This window comes from Streptomyces sp. HD (assembly GCF_028369295.1).
Lineage (GTDB): Bacteria > Actinomycetota > Actinomycetes > Streptomycetales > Streptomycetaceae > Streptomyces.
The window spans coordinates 166,101-183,668 of sequence record NZ_JAQMYP010000010.1 but is presented as its reverse complement, the minus strand read 5'-3'; the positions used below and the strand labels follow the sequence as shown (position 1 = coordinate 183,668).

13 protein-coding genes are annotated in these 17,568 nt (G+C 68.8%); 9 read left to right on the top strand and 4 right to left on the bottom strand.

The window, feature by feature from the left end:
• Positions 1-224 precede the first annotated feature (224 nt).
• Complete coding sequence (locus tag POF73_RS12925) at positions 225-989, bottom strand: IclR family transcriptional regulator (protein WP_272114809.1); 765 nt, start codon at positions 987-989, stop codon at positions 225-227.
• Positions 990-1,284: 295 nt separating this feature from the next.
• Here POF73_RS12925 and metH point away from each other — a divergent pair, with 295 nt between their 5' ends.
• The 4 genes from metH to POF73_RS12905 all read left to right on the top strand — a co-directional run bounded on the left by metH (position 1,285) and on the right by POF73_RS12905 (position 9,391).
• Positions 1,285-4,803 (top strand): methionine synthase, encoded by a 3,519-nt coding sequence (gene metH / locus POF73_RS12920; protein ID WP_272114808.1) that lies wholly within the window; start codon positions 1,285-1,287, stop codon positions 4,801-4,803.
• Between the two features lie 185 nt (positions 4,804-4,988).
• A complete protein-coding gene (locus tag POF73_RS12915) occupies positions 4,989-5,684 on the top strand; it encodes an HAD family hydrolase (RefSeq protein WP_272114807.1) in 696 nt (231 codons plus the stop codon).
• Positions 5,685-6,109: 425 nt separating this feature from the next.
• Entirely contained in the window at positions 6,110-7,714 is a 1,605-nt protein-coding gene (locus tag POF73_RS12910) for an ABC transporter substrate-binding protein (RefSeq protein ID WP_272114806.1), read from the top strand.
• 96 nt (positions 7,715-7,810) lie between these two features.
• A complete protein-coding gene (locus tag POF73_RS12905; protein WP_272114805.1) occupies positions 7,811-9,391 on the top strand; it encodes an ABC transporter substrate-binding protein in 1,581 nt (526 codons plus the stop codon).
• A gap of 101 nt (positions 9,392-9,492) precedes the next feature.
• On the opposite strand, the gene POF73_RS12900 is transcribed toward POF73_RS12905, so the two are convergent.
• Both POF73_RS12900 and POF73_RS12895 read right to left on the bottom strand, forming a co-directional pair.
• Entirely contained in the window at positions 9,493-10,164 is a 672-nt protein-coding gene (locus POF73_RS12900) for a response regulator (RefSeq protein WP_030179609.1), read from the bottom strand.
• Positions 10,165-10,238: 74 nt separating this feature from the next.
• Positions 10,239-11,126: a RecB family exonuclease gene (locus POF73_RS12895; protein WP_443049505.1), complete on the bottom strand. Its 888-nt coding sequence runs from the start codon at positions 11,124-11,126 to the stop codon at positions 10,239-10,241.
• Here POF73_RS12895 and POF73_RS46215 point away from each other — a divergent pair.
• The 4 genes from POF73_RS46215 (at position 11,077) to POF73_RS12880 (ending at position 14,963) form a co-directional block, all read left to right on the top strand.
• Positions 11,077-11,397 carry a hypothetical protein gene (locus POF73_RS46215; protein ID WP_443049506.1) on the top strand — a complete coding sequence of 107 codons (321 nt, stop codon included), beginning with the start codon at positions 11,077-11,079 and terminating at the stop codon, positions 11,395-11,397. The genes POF73_RS12895 and POF73_RS46215 overlap by 50 nt on opposite strands.
• 147 nt (positions 11,398-11,544) lie before the next feature.
• The gene (locus POF73_RS12890) at positions 11,545-13,173 is read left to right on the top strand and encodes a site-2 protease family protein (protein WP_272114802.1); all 1,629 of its coding nucleotides are present in this window, start codon (positions 11,545-11,547) and stop codon (positions 13,171-13,173) included.
• 50 nt (positions 13,174-13,223) lie between these two features.
• On the top strand, positions 13,224-14,126 hold the full coding sequence (locus POF73_RS12885; protein ID WP_272114801.1) for a tRNA (adenine-N1)-methyltransferase: 903 nt from the start codon (positions 13,224-13,226) through the stop codon (positions 14,124-14,126).
• A gap of 258 nt (positions 14,127-14,384) precedes the next feature.
• Positions 14,385-14,963, top strand: coding sequence for a hypothetical protein (locus POF73_RS12880; protein WP_272114800.1), 579 nt, complete (start codon positions 14,385-14,387; stop codon positions 14,961-14,963).
• A 59-nt stretch (positions 14,964-15,022) separates the two neighbouring features.
• Here POF73_RS12880 and POF73_RS12875 read toward each other — a convergent pair whose 3' ends face one another.
• Positions 15,023-15,328: a ferredoxin gene (locus POF73_RS12875; protein ID WP_272114799.1), complete on the bottom strand. Its 306-nt coding sequence runs from the start codon at positions 15,326-15,328 to the stop codon at positions 15,023-15,025.
• A gap of 245 nt (positions 15,329-15,573) precedes the next feature.
• On the opposite strand from POF73_RS12875, the gene arc reads away from it, so the two are divergent.
• The gene (gene arc / locus POF73_RS12870) at positions 15,574-17,340 is read left to right on the top strand and encodes a proteasome ATPase (RefSeq protein WP_190073533.1); all 1,767 of its coding nucleotides are present in this window, start codon (positions 15,574-15,576) and stop codon (positions 17,338-17,340) included.
• Positions 17,341-17,568: the final 228 nt, after the last annotated feature.

Below are 17,568 nucleotides of genomic sequence, written 5' to 3'. Positions count from 1 at the left end.
TTGCCGGTAGGTGTTCGACAATGCCGACCGATGGACGGGAGTCTTGCCCCGGTGTGAGGGATGCGTCAAGGCCTCTGTCGTTGAATGCGCGATCGTTGTTGGTTGTGTTGCTTTATCGATATGTCGATAGCGCGATGGCTGCATGACGAAGGCCGGGACGTCCTATGACGCCCCGGCGGTCACTCGCATCCCGCGCGGGTCGCCGATACGCCCCGCGCGTGTCCTCAGAACCGACCGGCGCCCAGGTCCCGCGACACCGCACGGGCACAGTCCCGCACCGCCGCGATCAGCTCGGGACGCAGCTCGCCGTCCCGGCACAGCCGCTCCACGGCGCCGGTGATACCGACCGCGCCGACGGGCATACGACGCCGGTCGTGGATGGGGGCGGCGACGGAGGCGACGCCCTCCCAGGTCTCCTCGACGTCGGCCGCGTAGCCACGCGCGCGTGTCATGTCGAGGATGTGCTCGAAGCCGTCCAGCTCGCACACGGTCCGGTCCGTGAAGCCCTTGCGGTCGGCGTCGATCGCCTCGCTGTGCGCGACCGGGTCGTACGCCGACAGGACCTTGCCCAGTGCCGTGGAGTGCAGCGGCTGCATGGCCCCTATCTCCAGCACCTGCCGGCTGTCGTCGGGACGGAAGACGTGGTGGACGATCAGTACGCCCTGCTGGTGCAGGACGCCCAGATAGACGCTCTCCCCGCTGGAGCGGGCCAGGTCGTCCGTCCACACCAGGGCGCGCGCCCGCAGCTCGTGCACGTCCAGATAGGTGGTGCCCAGGCGCAGCAGCTCCGCGCCCAGCTGGTAGCGCCCGGAGGCGTCGTCCTGCTCGACGAAGCCCTCCTGCTGGAGGGTGCGCAGAATGCCGTGGGCGGTGCCCTTGGCGAGGCCCAGCGACGAGGCGATGTCCGACAGGCCGAGGCGTCGCTCACCGCCCGCGAGGAGCCGCAGCATCGCGGCCGCCCGTTCGAGCGACTGGATGTTCCGTGCCATCGCCGTACTGCCTCCGTCTCCTTCGACCGTCGACCTTCACGACGTCGCTGCCGCCGTTCGGCAATGTCGAACACTACCGGTCGATGCCGACCTCCCGCTAATGGTCGGGCCGTATCCGTTCGCTTCTGTTGTGTCAGTCGTATCCGGCAGTCGGCCCGCAGGTCATCCTCGTCCGCCCCGTGGACGCCCTGACCATCCGGACGCGGTCCCGGCTACCCTGGCGGCGTGCGCCTACCGCGGACTGTTCCGTAAAGGGCGCAAAGCCGACAGCCGTCGCACTCCAGGGAGCCCCTTCATGGCCTCGTTGCCACCGACCCCTTCCGCCGACAGCCGGACCCGTGTGTCCGCGCTCCGAGAGGCGCTCGCCACCCGAGTGGTGGTCGCCGACGGAGCGATGGGCACCATGTTGCAGGCCCAGGACCCCACTCTTGAGGACTTCGAGAACCTTGAGGGCTGCAACGAGATCCTCAACCTGACCCGCCCGGACATCGTGCGCTCGGTCCACGAGGCGTACTTCGACGCGGGCGTGGACTGCGTCGAGACGAACACGTTCGGCGCCAACCACTCGGCCATGGCCGAGTACGACATCGCCGACCGGGTGTACGAGCTGTCCGAGGCGGGCGCCCGTATCGCCCGCGAGACGGCCGACGCCTTCGGCGCCCGTGACGGCCGCCAGCGGTGGGTGCTCGGCTCGATCGGCCCCGGTACGAAGCTGCCGACGCTGGGCCACATCGGCTACGGCACCCTGCGCGACGGTTTCCAGGCGAACGCCGAGGGCCTGCTCGCCGGCGGCGCCGACGCCCTGATCGTGGAGACCACGCAGGACCTGCTGCAGACGAAGTCGTCGATCCTGGGCGCCCGGCGCGCGATGGAGGCGACCGGCACCGTGGTGCCGCTGCTGGTCTCGATGGCCTTCGAGACGACCGGCACCATGCTGCTCGGCTCCGAGATCGGCGCCGCGCTGACCGCGCTGGAGCCCCTCGGCATCGACATGATCGGCCTGAACTGCTCGACCGGCCCCGCCGAGATGAGCGAGCACCTGCGCTATCTGGCCCGGCACTCGCGCACCCCGCTGCTGTGCATGCCGAACGCCGGTCTGCCGATCCTCACCAAGGACGGCGCCCACTTCCCGCTCGACCCCGAGGGCCTGGCCGACGCCCAGGAGACCTTCGTACGGGACTACGGTCTGAACCTCATCGGCGGCTGCTGCGGCACCACCCCCGAGCATCTGCGCCAGCTCGTGGAGCGGGTCCGGGAAGCCACCCCGGTCCAGCGTCGCCCGCAGCCCGAGCCGGGCGCCGCCTCCCTCTACCAGACCGTCCCGTTCCGCCAGGACACCTCCTACCTGGCCATCGGCGAGCGCACCAACGCCAACGGCTCGAAGAAGTTCCGCGAGGCGATGCTTCAGGCCCGCTGGGACGACTGCGTGGAGATGGCGCGCGAGCAGATCCGCGAGGGCGCGCACATGCTCGACCTGTGCGTGGACTACGTCGGCCGGGACGGCGTCGCCGACATGGAGGAGCTGGCCGGCCGCTTCGCCACCGCCTCCACGCTGCCGATCGTGCTGGACTCCACCGAGGTCGACGTCATCCAGGCCGGCCTGGAGAAGCTCGGTGGCCGCGCGGTCATCAACTCCGTGAACTACGAGGACGGCGACGGCCCCGAGTCCCGCTTCGCCAAGGTCACCAAGCTGGCCCAGGAGCACGGCGCCGCCCTGATCGCGCTGACCATCGACGAGGAGGGCCAGGCCCGCACCCCCGAGAAGAAGGTCGAGATCGCCGAGCGGCTGATCGAGGACCTGACCGGCAACTGGGGCATCCTGGAGTCGGACATCCTCATCGACACCCTGACCTTCACCATCTGTACCGGTCAGGAGGAGTCCCGGGGCGACGGCATCGCCACCATCGAGGCGATCCGCGAGCTCAAGCGCCGCCACCCGGACGTGCAGACCACCCTGGGCCTGTCGAACATCTCCTTCGGCCTGAACCCGGCCGCCCGCATCCTGCTGAACTCGGTCTTCCTGGACGAGTGCGTGAAGGCGGGCCTGGACTCGGCGATCGTCCACGCGTCGAAGATCCTGCCGATCGCCCGGTTCAGCGAGGAAGAGGTCACCACGGCCCTCGACCTGATCCACGACCGCCGCCGCGAGGGCTACGACCCCCTCCAGAAGCTCATGCAGCTCTTCGAGGGCGCCACCGCGAAGTCCCTGAAGGCCGGCAAGGCCGAGGAACTCGCCGCCCTGCCGCTGGAGGAGCGCCTCAAGCGCCGCATCATCGACGGCGAGCGCAACGGCCTGGAGGCCGACCTCGACCAGGCCCTGCAGGACACGCCCGCCCTGGACATCGTCAACAACACCCTGCTGGACGGCATGAAGGTGGTCGGCGAGCTGTTCGGCTCCGGCCAGATGCAGCTGCCGTTCGTCCTGCAGTCCGCCGAGGTGATGAAGGCCGCCGTCGCCTACCTCGAACCGCACATGGAGAAGACCGACGCCGACGGCAAGGGCACCATCGTGCTGGCGACCGTGCGCGGCGACGTGCACGACATCGGCAAGAACCTGGTGGACATCATCCTGTCCAACAACGGCTACAACGTGGTCAATCTGGGCATCAAGCAGCCGGTCTCCGCGATCCTGGACGCCGCCAAGGAGCACCGGGCCGATGTCATCGGTATGTCCGGCCTCCTGGTGAAGTCCACGGTGATCATGAAGGAGAACCTGGAGGAGCTCAACCAGCGCGGCCTGGCGGCTAACTACCCCGTCATCCTCGGTGGCGCAGCCCTCACCCGTGCATACGTCGAGCAGGACCTGCACGAGATCTACCAGGGCGAAGTCCGCTACGCCCGCGACGCGTTCGAGGGCCTGCGCCTGATGGACGCCCTCATCGGCGTCAAGCGCGGCGTGCCCGGCGCCAAGCTGCCCGAGCTCAAGCAGCGCCGGGTCAGGACCGCGGCCACCGCGGCCGTCCTGGAGGAGCGACCCGAGGAAGGCCATGTCCGCTCCGACGTCGCCATCGACAACCCGCTCCCCGAGCCGCCGTTCTGGGGCACCCGTGTCATCAAGGGCATCCAGCTCAAGGAGTACGCGTCCTGGCTCGACGAGGGCGCCCTCTTCAAGGGCCAGTGGGGCCTGAAGGAGACCCGCACCGGCGACGGCCCGTCCTACCAGGAACTCGTCGAGACCGAGGGCCGTCCGCGGCTGCGCGGTCTGCTCGACAAGCTCCAGACGGAGAACCTCCTCGAAGCCGCCGTCGTCTACGGCTACTTCCCGTGCGTCTCCAAGGACGACGACCTGATCCTGCTGGACGAACACGGCAACGAACGCACCCGGTTCACCTTCCCGCGCCAGCGCCGCGGCCGGCGTCTGTGCCTGGCGGACTTCTTCCGCCCGCAGGAGTCGGGCGAGACGGACGTCGTGGGCCTGCAGGTGGTCACCGTCGGCTCGCGGATCGGGGAGGAGACGGCCCGGCTGTTCGAATCGAACTCCTACCGCGACTACCTGGAGCTGCACGGCCTGTCCGTGCAGCTGGCCGAGGCCCTCGCCGAGTACTGGCACGCGCGCGTGCGCTCCGAGCTCGGCTTCGCCGGTGAGGACCCGGCCGACATCGAGGACATGTTCGCGCTGAAGTACCGGGGTGCCCGCTTCTCGCTGGGCTACGGCGCCTGCCCCAACCTGGAGGACCGGTCCAAGATCGCCGACCTGCTCCAGCCGGAGCGCATCGGCGTCCACCTGTCCGAGGAGTTCCAGCTGCACCCCGAGCAGTCCACCGATGCGATCGTGATCCACCACCCGGAGGCGAAGTACTTCAACGCCCGCTGACGAACACCCCGCGGGGGCGGCATCGACGCACGTCAGAGCGGCCCCCCGGCGTACACACGGTGTGCCCTGGACCACGCCGATTAAACGAGGCGCATCGTCCGGGGCGGACGTACACTGGTCGGTCCACCGCAGGCCGGTTCCCTCGCTGGGAACCGGCCTGACCGCCCCTTCAAGGAGGTACGTGGATGACCAGCACGGTCCCCGCACCAGGAACCCGTACGGCCGAGGGCTCCGCCCTGCAAGCCGTGCTGCTCGACATGGACGGAACCCTGGTGGACACGGAGGGCTTCTGGTGGGACGTCGAGGTCGAGGTCTTCGCGGGCCTCGGCCACACGCTCGACGACACCTGGCGTCATGTCGTGGTCGGCGGCCCCATGACCCGCAGCGCGGGGTTCCTCATCGAGGCCACCGGCGCCGACATCGACCTCGCCGAGCTCACGGTGCTGCTCAACCAGGGCTTCGAGGACCGCATCGACCGGGCCCTGCCGCTGATGCCGGGAGCCGCCCGGCTGCTGGCGGAGCTCGCCGCGTACGAGATCCCGACGGCCCTGGTCTCCGCCTCGCACCGGCGCATCATCGACCGTGTGCTCACCTCGCTCGGCTCCCAGCACTTCGCGCTGACCGTCGCCGGTGACGAGGTGCCGCGCACCAAGCCCCACCCGGACCCGTATCTGCTGGCCGCGGCCGGTCTCGGCGCCGACCCGACCAGATGCGCGGTCGTCGAGGACACCGCGACCGGCGTCGCCGCGGCCGAGGCCGCCGGCTGCCATGTGGTGGCCGTACCGTCGGTGGCACCGATCACCCCGGCCGCCCGGCGCACCGTCGTGACCTCGCTGGAAGAGGTCGATCTGGCATTTCTGCGCGGACTCATGGCGGCGTGACAACGGAAATGCGCACGGCGTTCACGCAGCGTGCAACATCGTTAAGCGCAGAAATTCCGCAACGAAATTCGCACGCGCTGGACGGCCGAATTCCGGCACCCTGCCAAGACTGTTCAGTTTGTGATGTTCACCACTCCAAATGAGGTCGGCGAACGTCCCGCACAAGCCGTCTCGTCTTCCCTGAAGGGCTTTCGGAGCACCCTTGTGTCCCGATTGGTGGAACGGTGCACGAATCCTTCCACCGTCAGGTTTCCGGTCCGTCCGCACCCGATTCCGCTCCGTGAGGGGACCTCAACTCCGGTGGCTGCGAACAGTACTGCGGGCGCGGACTAATCTCGTCGCGAGAACATCGCACTTACCCCGTGATCCGCCGCGACACCCCTGCATGCCGGGTACACGGAGTCGACAGCTGGAGAAACCCGAGCATGAACCGCAAGACTTTGGTGCTGCCGGCCGTCATCGGCCTGCTCGCGCCGGTTCTCGCCGCCTGTGGCGGAACCGACAGCGGCAGCGACAGCGGCGACGCGATCGTCGTCGGCACCACGGACGCGTTCACTGCCTCGAAGGACGCTCCCGCCCCGCTCGACCCCGCCTTCGCCTACGACGTCGGCACCTGGAACATCCTGCGCCAGACCGTGCAGACCCTGATGGTCCAGCCCCGCGGCGAGGGTGACCCGGTGCCCGAGGCCGCCCAGAGCTGCGGCTTCACCGACAGCGGCAACGAACGCTACGCCTGCACCCTGCGCGAGGGCCTCAAGTTCTCGAACGGCGACCCCGTCACCGCGGACGACGTGAAGTACTCCATCGACCGCGCCCGCTCCCTCAAGGCCGACAGCGGCGTCTTCGCGCTGCTGTCCACCATCGACACCGTCGAGACCCAGGGCGACCGCGAGGTCATCTTCCACCTCAAGACCGCCGACGCCACGTTCCCGTTCAAGCTGTCCACCCCGGTCGCCGGCATCGTCGACCCGGACATCTACGCCAAGGACAAGCTGCGCGACGGCTTCGAGGTCGACGGCTCCGGCCCGTACACCCTCCAGGCCGAGGTCGACAACGACGAGCTGGTCTCCGCCGTGTTCACCAAGAACCCCGACTACAAGGGGAGTCTGACGGTGAACAATGACAAGGTCGAACTGCGCAACTTCGCGGACGCCGACAAAATGGGCACCGCCCTCTCCGACGGCGACATCGACCTGATGACCCGCACCATGTCGCCCGAGCAGATCCAGAAGCTGGCGGCCGACTCCGACGACACCACCGACCTCGTCGACATGGCCGGCCTGGAAATCCGCTACCTGGCCTTCAACACCAACGACCCGGCCGTCAAGAGCAAGGCCGTCCGTCAGGCGATGGCCCAGGTCATCGACCGCGGCGAACTCGTCTCCAAGGTCTACGGCTCCCAGGCCGAACCGCTGTACTCGTTGGTCCCCGCCAGCATCACCGGCCACTCCAACTCGTTCTTCAACAAGTACGGCGACCCGGACGTCGACAAGGCCAAGTCCCTGCTGGAGAAGGCCGGCATCACCACCCCGGTGAAGCTGACCCTGCACTACACCACCGACCACTACGGCCCGGCCACCAAGAAGGAGTTCGAGCTGCTGCGCAAGCAGCTGAACGACAGCGGGCTGTTCGACGTCGACATCCAGGGCGCGCCCTGGGCGACCTTCCGGCCCGCCGAGCAGAAGGGCGCCTACGAGGTCTACGGCATGGGCTGGTTCCCGGACTTCCCCGACGCCGACAACTACCTCGCGCCGTTCCTCGACAAGGACAACTTCCTCGGCTCGCCGTACGCCAACAGCACGATCCGCAACACCCTCATCCCGGAGTCCCGGCGTGCCGCGGACCGCCTCGCCGCGGCCGGAAATCTGACCGAGATCCAGGACATCGTGGCGAACGACGTGCCGGTGATCCCGCTCTGGCAGGGCAAGCAGTACGTCGCCGCGGGGGACGACGTCACGGGTACGGCGTACGCGCTCAACTCCTCCTCGACCCTTCAGCTGTGGGAGCTCGGCCGTGGCGTGAGCGGCTGACGTCTCTCCGCCCGGCGCCCAGGACCTACGGCGCCGGGCCAGGCCCGGGCACCAGGACGAGACCCGGGTTTCACAACGACGACAAGGCACTCGTACGTGAAGATACGCAACCAGTGGCCGGTCCTGCCCGTCGTGGCAGGGCTGGCCTCCGGCCTGCTGACCGGCTGCGGAACCGAGACCGGCGACTCCGGGGGGACCGGCACCTCGGTGGTCATGGGAATGTCCGACGACATCCTGGCCACCGACCCAGCGTCCGGCTACGACCCCGGCTCCTGGCTGTTGTTCAACAACGTCTTCCAGTCGCTGCTCAGCTTCCCCAAGGGCGCCACCGAGCCGCAGCCGGAGGCCGCCCAGCAGTGCACCTTCGCCGACACCAGGGCCACGGTCTACAAGTGCACCCTCCGGGACGGCCTGAAGTTCAGCAACGGTGACGCGCTCACCTCGGCCGACGTCAAGTTCTCCTTCGACCGCATGCTGAAGATCAACGACCCCGACGGCCCCGCGGTCATGTTCCCCACCCTGGACAAGGTGGAGACCCCGGACGGCAAGACGGTCGTCTTCCGGCTCAACACCCCCGACGCCACCTTCCCCAGCAAGATCGCCTCCGGCGCCGGCTCCATCGTCGACGAGGACCAGTACGACGCGAAGGGCCTGCGCAAGGACGGCGCCGCCGTCGGCTCCGGCCCCTACCAGCTCGACAGCTTCGACGACGACGAGGCCGTGTTCTCCGTCAACGAGAACTACGAGGGCAACGCCGAAGTGCAGAACTCCGGCGTCACCCTGAAGTTCTTCCACGGCGACCAGGACGCCCTGAAGAAGGCCCTGCTCCACCACGACGTCGACATCGCCTACCGCGGCCTCACCTCGGGCGACATCGCCGACATAGAGAAGTCCGGCGGCGACTCCGGCGTCGAGGTCGTCGAGGGCAGCAGCGCCGAGGTCCAGCACCTCGTCTTCAACATGGACGACCCGGTCGCCGGAAAGCTCGGCGTCCGCAAGGCCATGGCCTACCTCATCGACCGTGACGCCCTCATCAAGGACGTCTACCAGGGCACCGCCCAGCCGCTGTACTCGATCATCCCGGCGGGCATCGGCGGCCACAACACGGCCTTCTTCGACACCTACGGCGCCCGCCCCTCCAAGGCCAAGGCCGCCGCCGCCCTGCGGGACGAGGGCATCAACGGCAAGGTCAAGCTGACCCTGTGGTCCACCCCCTCGCGGTACGGCCCCGCAACCGACCAGGAGCTCAAGGCGATCGCCCAGCAGCTCAACGACAGCGGCCTGTTCGACGCCGACGTGCAGTCCGTCGCGTTCGACCAGTACGAGAAGGACGTCTCCGCCGGCAAGTACGGCGTGTACGTGAAGGGCTGGATCCCGGACTACCCGGACGCCGACAACTTCACGTCCCCCTTCTTCGGCAAGGGCAACGTGCTGAGCAACAACTACAGCAACAACTCGATCACCAGCTCGCTGATCCCGCGCACCGCCGCCGAGAGCGACCGCTCCGCGACCGACGACGAGTTCGGCCAGCTCCAGGACATCGTCGCCAAGGAACTCCCCGTCCTGCCGGTCTGGCAGGCCAAGCAGTACGCCGTCGTCCGTGACGACGTGTACGGCCTGGAGTACTGCCTCGACGCCTCCACCGTGTTCCGCTTCTGGGAGCTCAACAAGGGCTGACACTCGGCCGTACCCCACGCCCACACGAAGAGGGCGCCCCCTTCTCCGGAAGGGAGCGCCCTCTTCGTCGTGGCGCCGACTCCTGGCGCGGACTCCTGGCCCTACTGGGCGCCGGGACGCACCAGCCCACTCTCGTACGCGTACACCGCGGCCTGCACCCGGTCACGCAGCCCCAGCTTGGTCAACACGTGACCCACATGCGTCTTCACGGTGGTCTCGCTCACGAACAGATCCGCCGCGATCTCCGCGTTGGACAGGCCCCGCGCCACCAGCTTCAGCACCTCCACCTCGCGCTCGGTCAGCGTGTGCAGGGTGTCGGGGACCGGCTCGTCCCCCGACGGCAGATGCGTGGCGTACTTGTCGAGCAGCCGGCGCGTGATGCTCGGCGCGAGCATCGCCTCACCGGCGGCCACCACACGGATCGCCTGCACCAGCTCATTGGCCGGGGCGTCCTTCAGCAGGAAGCCACTGGCACCCGCCCTCAGCGCCTCCACCACATACTCGTCGAGATCGAACGTGGTCAGCACCAGCACCTTCGCCGGGCCGTCCCGCCCGGGCCCGGTGATCTGCCGCGTCGCCTCGACCCCGTCCATCCGGGGCATACGGATATCCATCAGGACCACGTCGGGCTGCAGCGCCCGCACCTGGTCGAGGGCCTGGAGACCGTCACCGGCCTCGCCCACGACCGCGATGTCCTGCTCCGCCTCCAGAATCATCCGGAAGCCGGTACGCAGCAGCGGCTGGTCGTCGACCAGTAGGACACGGATGGCCACGTAAGTCTCCTTCGCTAGTCCGGCCCCATTCTGCCCTGCGCACCGCCACCGGACTCGCCCGCCCTGACCGGCAACTACTGCATCTCCCGGGGGACACCGCTCTCGACTTCGGCCGCGCCGCGGACCGGCCCCCCGGCCGAACCCGGGCCCGCCACCCTCACCGGCAACGGATACGGCGGGGGAGTGCCGCCGAATTCCGGGCAGTGGGCCTGGTGATCGCACCAGCCGCACAGCTTGGTCGGCCGGGCACGCCACTCGCCCGTCTCCGTCGCCAGCCGGATCGCCTCCCACAGCGCGAGCAGCTTGCGCTCCACCCGCTCCAGGTCCGCGAGGACAGGGTCGTACGTCCGCACGTCACCACTGCCCAGATAGACCAGCTGGAGCCGGCGCGGGATCACCTTCTTCAGCCGCCACACCACGAGCGCGTAGAACTTCATCTGGAACAGCGCACCCTCGGCGTACTCGGGCCGGGGCGCCTTGCCCGTCTTGTAGTCGACGATCCGCACCTCGCCCGTCGGCGCCACGTCGACCCGGTCGATGATGCCGCGCAGCCGCAGCCCCGAATCCAGCTCCGCCTCGACGAACAGCTCCCGCTCGGCCGGCTCCAGCCGGGACGGATCCTCCAGCCCGAACCAGCGCTCGACAAGCTGCTCCGCCTCCCCGAGCCACGTCGCCAGCCGCTCGCCCTCGGGATCGTCCGCGAACAGCTCCACGACCTCCGGCCTGCTCTCCCGCAGCCGCTCCCACTGACCGGGAACGAGGGACTTGGCACGCGGAGCGGTCCGCTCGGCGGCCGGGGCGTCGAAGAGCCGCTCCAGCACCGCGTGCACCAGCGTGCCCTTCGTCGCCGCCGCACTCGGCTTCTCGGGCAGCCGGTCGATCACCCGGAAGCGGTACAGCAGCGGGCACTGCATGAAATCGCTCGCACGCGAGGGCGACAGCGAGGCCGGCGCCATGGCCACCCGAGCGGCACCGTCGGCCGCCGTGGCCGTGGCCGTGGCCGTGGCCGTGGCTGTGGCCGTGGATGTGGATGTGGATGTGGATGTGGATGTGCTCGTTGTCGTGCTCGTGGCCTCGCCCGCACCCGCCTCGACCGGTGCCACCGCACCCTCCGCCCCCGCCGGGGACTCCTCCGCCACCGGACCCGTCACCGGCGCGACGTCACCGCCGCGGCCAGCCGCGGCACCCTCCGTGCTCGTCTCCATGACCACAGACCCTACGGCCCACCACTGACAGTGACCCAGCCGCCGCCGTCACGGCCGTGCCCACCGGGAAAACAGAGGGGGTGCCGGGGAGAAACGCGTCACCACGGCCGCATACCATCGACCAGAGACCCTTCCGCCCGGCTGGAGCGGAAGACGCTTCGAACGAGGGGACACCGTGGACGAGAGCGGCAGCGGGCAGCCGCGGTCCGGCAACGAGGAATCGGCCGAGCGCCACGCACCACCTGCGACCCCGGCCACGGGCCCCGCACGCCCCGGCACACCCCGGCGCGCCACGGGCACCGACGATTCTCCGACACCTCCGGCCGACGAACCGACCATGGTGGTACGGCGGTTGGACCCTCCCCCGGACGACAGCGACGATGACGCGCCGCAGGGGGAGGGGCACAAGGACCGGCCGACTCCCCAGCCCGGTGCCGGTGCCGGTCCGGGTGCCGATGGCGCCGCCGATGGGCGTAGGCAGGAGGACACCTCGCCCGAGTCCCCCCGCCCCGTCCCGACGACGAAGAGCACCTCCCAGCACGCCCCCCAGCACACCGACGGCCCCACTGTCGACCACCCGCCCGCCCACACCGCGGAGACCCACCGCACCCTCGCTCACACGGGAACCAAAGGACAGCCGCCTCGGACACCCGAGCCACGGGGCGGACTGCTCATGGGACGCCCCTTCGGAGTCCCCGTCTACGTCGCCCCCAGTTGGTTCCTCGTCGCCGCCCTCATCACCTGGGTGTTCGGCGGACAGCTCGACCGCGTGCTGCCCGAGCTCGGCGCCGCCCGCTACCTCGTCTCCCTCTTCTTCGCGGTCGCCTTCTACGCCTCCGTCCTCGTCCACGAACTGGCGCACACCGTCGCCGCCCTCCGCTTCAAGCTCCCGGTCCGCCGCATCCAGCTCCAGTTCTTCGGCGGCGTCTCCGAGATCGAGAAGGAGGCCGAGACACCCGGCCGAGAGTTCGTCCTCGCCTTCGTCGGCCCCCTGCTCTCCCTCGTCCTCGCCGGCGTCTTCTACGCCGCCATGCAGCCCGTCGAACCCGGCACCGTGCCCGGCGTCCTGCTGGCCGGCCTGATGATCTCCAACCTCATCGTCGCCGCCTTCAACCTGCTCCCCGGCCTGCCCCTCGACGGCGGCCGCATGCTCCGCGCCGTCGTCTGGAAGATCACCGGCAAACCGATGCACGGCACCATCGCCGCCGCCTGGGTCGGCCGCGCCCTCGCCGTCTCCGTCCTCGTCGGCCTCCCATGGCTCACCCAGTCCGGCGCCCTCGGCTCCGACGCCGTCGACAACGTCGGCATGGACACCGTCATGGACGCCCTGCTCGCGGCCATCCTCGCTGCGATCATCTGGACCGGCGCCGGCAACAGCCTGCGCATGGCCCGCCTGCGCGAACACCTCCCCGAACTGCGCGCCCGCACCCTCACCCGCCGCGCCGTACCCGTCGAGACCGACACCCCCCTCTCCGAGGCCCTGCGCCGCGCCAACACCGCCGGCGCCCGCGCCCTGGTCGTCGTCGACGCCGACGGCAACCCCCTCTCCCTCGTCCGCGAGGCCGCCATCGTCGGCGTACCCGAACACCGCCGCCCCTGGGTCGCCGTCAGCGGCCTCGCCCAGGAACTGACCGACGGCATGCGCGTCTCCGCCGAGCTCTCCGGAGAGGCACTCCTCGACGCCCTGCGGGCCGCCCCCGCCACCGAGTACCTGGTGGTCGAGGAGACCGGCGAGATCTACGGCGTCCTGTCCGCAGCCGACGTGGAACGCGCCTTTGTGAAGGCCATGGCCCGCCCCTCCTAGCCTCCGACGCGGTGGTCGGCGGCCCCCACAAACCCCGGTAGGCTGTTCACATGTCCGAACCGACCGGTGCCGCCCGCAGGCGCGGGCCCTTCAAGGTCGGGGACCAGGTTCAGCTGACCGACCCCAAGGGCCGCCACTACACGTTCACGCTCGAAGCCGGGAAGAACTTCCACACCCACAAGGGTTCCTTCCCGCACGACGAACTGATCGGTGCTCCCGAGGGCAGCGTTGTCCGCACCACCGGGAACGTCGCCTACCTCGCGCTGCGCCCCCTGCTCCCCGACTACGTCCTGTCCATGCCCCGCGGGGCAGCCGTCGTCTACCCGAAGGACGCGGGGCAGATCCTCGCCTTCGCCGACATCTTCCCCGGCGCCCGCGTCGTCGAGGCCGGCGTCGGCTCCGGCTCGCTCAGCAGCTTCCTGCTGCGCGCCATCGGCGACCAGGGCATGCTGCACTCCTACGAGCGCCGCGAGGACTTCGCCGACATCGCCAAGCAGAACGTGGAGCGCTACTTCGGCGGCCCCCACCCCGCCTGGCAGCTCACCGTGGGCGACCTCCAGGACAACCTGTCCGACACCGACGTCGACCGCGTCATCCTCGACATGCTCGCCCCCTGGGAATGCCTGGAGGCCGTCTCCAAGGCACTCGTCCCCGGCGGCATCGTCTGCTGCTACGTCGCCACCACCACCCAGCTCGCCCGGACCGTCGAGTCCATCCGCGAGATCGGCTGCTTCAACGAGCCGACCGCCTGGGAGACGATGATCCGCAACTGGCACATCGAGGGCCTGGCCGTCCGTCCCGACCACCGGATGATCGGCCACACCGGCTTCCTGCTCACCGCCCGCCGCCTCGCCGACGGAGTCGAGCCACCCATGCGCCGCCGCCGCCCCGCCAAGGGCGCTTACGGCGAGGACTACGAAGGCCCCAACGCCGACGGAGGCACCGGCCGCTGAGACGGCCCGGTGCCGCAACCAACGTACAAGCGCTGTGGCCGAGTTCCCGGAACCCCCGCAGAACTCGACCACAGCGCCTTTCCGTTGACGCAGGGCATACAAGCGACACCTGCGAGCCCCACACGCCCCCCGTGCACCCCCGACCGCCAGACATCCGGCACCGTAACTACACACCCCCGCCGTTCCCCCGCACTGTGACGTATGGCACCATGCTGGCCACCCCCCCCACCGGCACAGCCCTCACAGGAGACGCTCCTAGTGCAGCAATCCGCCGTCCCGGAACTGGCACACACCCACACCCGACCGATCCACTGGCTCGCCACCGCCACAGCGGTCGCCGCAGTCGTGGCCCTCTCCTCGGTCCTGCAGCCCAACTCGGCGACAGCGGCCCAGACAGCCGGCCCGGACGCGAAGAAACCCACCACGGTCACCACACCCCCCGACCCGGCGCACGTCGACTTCCCGCTCGAATGCGGCCCCGTGAAAGCGGTCGTGGTCAAAAAGGCCACCGGAGACCTCGACGGCGACGGCAGCCCCGAAACCGTGGCCGTCGTGCACTGCGACTCCCCCATGGGCACCCCGCCCGACGGTGTCTACGTCCTCACCCAGGGCGCCGGGACGAACGCGCCCCGCGTCGTCGCGACCCTCGTGAACCCCAAAGAGGGCATCACCGTCAGTGACATCGCCGTGCGTGACGAAGCCGTCGTCACCGACCTCCTCGGCTACTCCACCGAGGACGTGCCGCGCTGCTGCCCCGACGTGAGGAACAGCGCGAAGTGGCAGTGGAAAAATGGCGCGTTCGTCCGCTCGACACCCTCCGGTGCACACAGCGTCTGACCCCACGCCACCGACCGTTGTGAGAAATCAGACAGTCGTAACAGCCCGTACAGGCAAGGTCACTCGGCGTCCGGGCCGAACACCTCGACCTTGTCCGAAACCCGACGTACGTGGATGCAGTCGCCCGGACATTCCTTCGCCGAGTCCACCACATCCGTGAGAAGCGGCAGCGGCACGGGCGTTGTCGCCCCCTTGGCCTGCAGGAGCTCGTCCTCCGAGCCCTTCACATAGGCCAGACCGTCGATGTCCAGCTCGAACACCTCAGGGGCGTACTGGGCACAGATCCCGTCACCGGTACAGAGATCCTGATCGATCCAGACCTCCAGCGCCTCACCCTCGACCCCGGCCGCCTGTTCCACGCTCATCTCTCCTACCGCTTCCTGCCCCGAGCCGTACGGGAATCCGGCCAGCTCTGACGGGTGTTGAACCCTTTGACCCTACCTCTGCCTGGGTTCCAATCATGTGCGGTGGGTATTCCCCTGGCGTGAGGGAGAGCGCAAGGGTGAAGATCGGACACACCCCGACCGTCTTTGTGATCTAGGGGTTTCAATCGACACCCACCCAGGTAGGGTCTGGAAGCGTCCAGCTCCCCTTGGAGGAGGTGAGGACCGTGGCAGCCCACGACGACGACATGAACCGCGGCATCCGCCCGGGACGAGGGTCCGAGGACCCGGCCGGGCAGATTGCCTACCTTGAGCAGGAGATCGCCGTCCTGCGACGCAAGCTCGCCGACTCTCCGCGACACACGAGGATTCTCGAAGAGCGGATCGTCGAGCTGCAGACCAACCTGGCCGGCGTATCCGCACAGAACGAGCGACTCGCGAACACGCTCCGTGAGGCCCGCGACCAGATCGTGGCCCTCAAGGAAGAAGTCGACCGGCTCGCACAGCCACCGGCCGGCTTCGGTGTCTTCCTGCAAGCCAACGAGGACGGCACCGCCGACATCTTCACCGGAGGCCGCAAACTCCGCGTGAACGTCAGCCCGAGCGTCGAACTCGACGACCTCCGGCGCGGCCAGGAAGTAATGCTCAACGAAGCGCTCAACGTGGTCGAAGCCATGGAGTTCGAGAGCGTCGGCGACATCGTCACCCTCAAGGAGATCCTTGAGGACGGCGAGCGTGCCCTGGTACTCGGGCACACCGACGAGGAACGGGTGGTACGGCTCGCCGAGCCGCTGCGCGGCGTGAACATCCGCCCCGGTGACGCCCTGCTGCTCGAACCCCGCTCCGGCTACGTCTACGAGATCGTCCCCAAGAGCGAGGTCGAGGAGCTCGTCCTCGAAGAGGTACCCGACATCGGGTACGAGCAGATCGGCGGCCTCGGGGGCCAGATCGAGGCCATCCGCGACGCCGTCGAGCTGCCATACCTCTACCCCGACCTGTTCAAGGAGCACGAACTGCGCCCGCCCAAGGGCGTCCTGCTCTACGGGCCGCCCGGATGCGGCAAGACACTCATCGCCAAGGCCGTCGCCAACTCACTGGCCAAAAAGGTCGCCGAAGTGACCGGAGTGGCCGCCGGCAAGAGCTTCTTCCTCAACATCAAGGGCCCCGAGCTCCTCAACAAGTACGTCGGTGAGACCGAGCGGCAGATCCGCCTCGTCTTCCAGCGTGCGCGTGAAAAGGCCAGCGAAGGCACCCCCGTCATCGTCTTCTTCGACGAGATGGAATCCCTCTTCCGCACCCGCGGCTCGGGCGTCAGCTCGGACGTGGAGAACACCATCGTCCCCCAGCTGCTCGCCGAGATCGACGGTGTCGAAGGCCTGCAGAACGTGGTCGTGATCGGCGCCTCCAACCGCGAGGACATGATCGACCCCGCCATCCTGCGCCCCGGCCGCCTGGACGTGAAGATCAAGATCGAACGTCCCGACGCCGAGGCCGCCAAGGACATCTTCGGCAAGTACCTCACAGAACGCCTCCCGCTGCACTCCGAAGACCTCGGCGAGCACGGCGGCAGCAAGGCGACCACGGTCCAGAGCATGATCCAGACCGCCGTCGAGCAGATGTACGCCGAATCCGAGGAAAACCGCTTCCTGGAAGTCACCTACGCCAACGGCGACAAGGAAGTCCTCTACTTCAAGGACTTCAACTCCGGCGCCATGATCGAGAACATCGTGGGTCGCGCCAAGAAAATGGCGATCAAGGACTTCCTCGAACACAACCAGAAGGGCCTGCGCGTCTCCCACCTCCTCCAGGCATGCGTGGACGAGTTCAAGGAGAACGAGGACCTGCCCAACACCACCAACCCGGACGACTGGGCCCGGATCTCCGGAAAGAAGGGCGAGCGGATCGTCTACATCCGCACCCTCATCACCGGAAAGCAGGGCGCGGACACCGGACGCTCCATCGACACGGTGGCCAACACCGGTCAGTACCTGTAAAAGACAGGGCGGCTGCGGGTGCCCTCACCGGGTATCCGCAGCCCACTGTTTTTCCGGCCACCACCGGACCACAAGGCGTGCAAGGCAATGACGCAAATGATCTCCCCACCAGCGCAAAGGCGTTCTAGGCTCTTCCGTACCGCCGAGTCGCGCAGTGCGGGGACGGGCACCGCACACGCAACCGAGCGCCAGCGGTACTTGTGCGGCGCCCATGACCGAGGGTGCCGC

What these genes read in the sequence shown, in the direction of transcription:
- POF73_RS12885 (WP_272114801.1), top strand. Translation starts at nt 13,224, where the DNA reads ATGTCCGAACCGACCGGTGCCGCCCGCAGGCGCGGGCCCTTCAAGGTC.
- POF73_RS12910 (WP_272114806.1), top strand. Translation starts at nt 6,110, where the DNA reads ATGAACCGCAAGACTTTGGTGCTGCCGGCCGTCATCGGCCTGCTCGCG.
- POF73_RS12915 (WP_272114807.1), top strand. Translation starts at nt 4,989, where the DNA reads ATGACCAGCACGGTCCCCGCACCAGGAACCCGTACGGCCGAGGGCTCC.
- POF73_RS12875 (WP_272114799.1), bottom strand. Translation starts at nt 15,328, where the DNA reads ATGAGCGTGGAACAGGCGGCCGGGGTCGAGGGTGAGGCGCTGGAGGTC.
- metH (WP_272114808.1), top strand. Translation starts at nt 1,285, where the DNA reads ATGGCCTCGTTGCCACCGACCCCTTCCGCCGACAGCCGGACCCGTGTG.
- POF73_RS46215 (WP_443049506.1), top strand. Translation starts at nt 11,077, where the DNA reads ATGAAATCGCTCGCACGCGAGGGCGACAGCGAGGCCGGCGCCATGGCC.
- POF73_RS12925 (WP_272114809.1), bottom strand. Translation starts at nt 989, where the DNA reads ATGGCACGGAACATCCAGTCGCTCGAACGGGCGGCCGCGATGCTGCGG.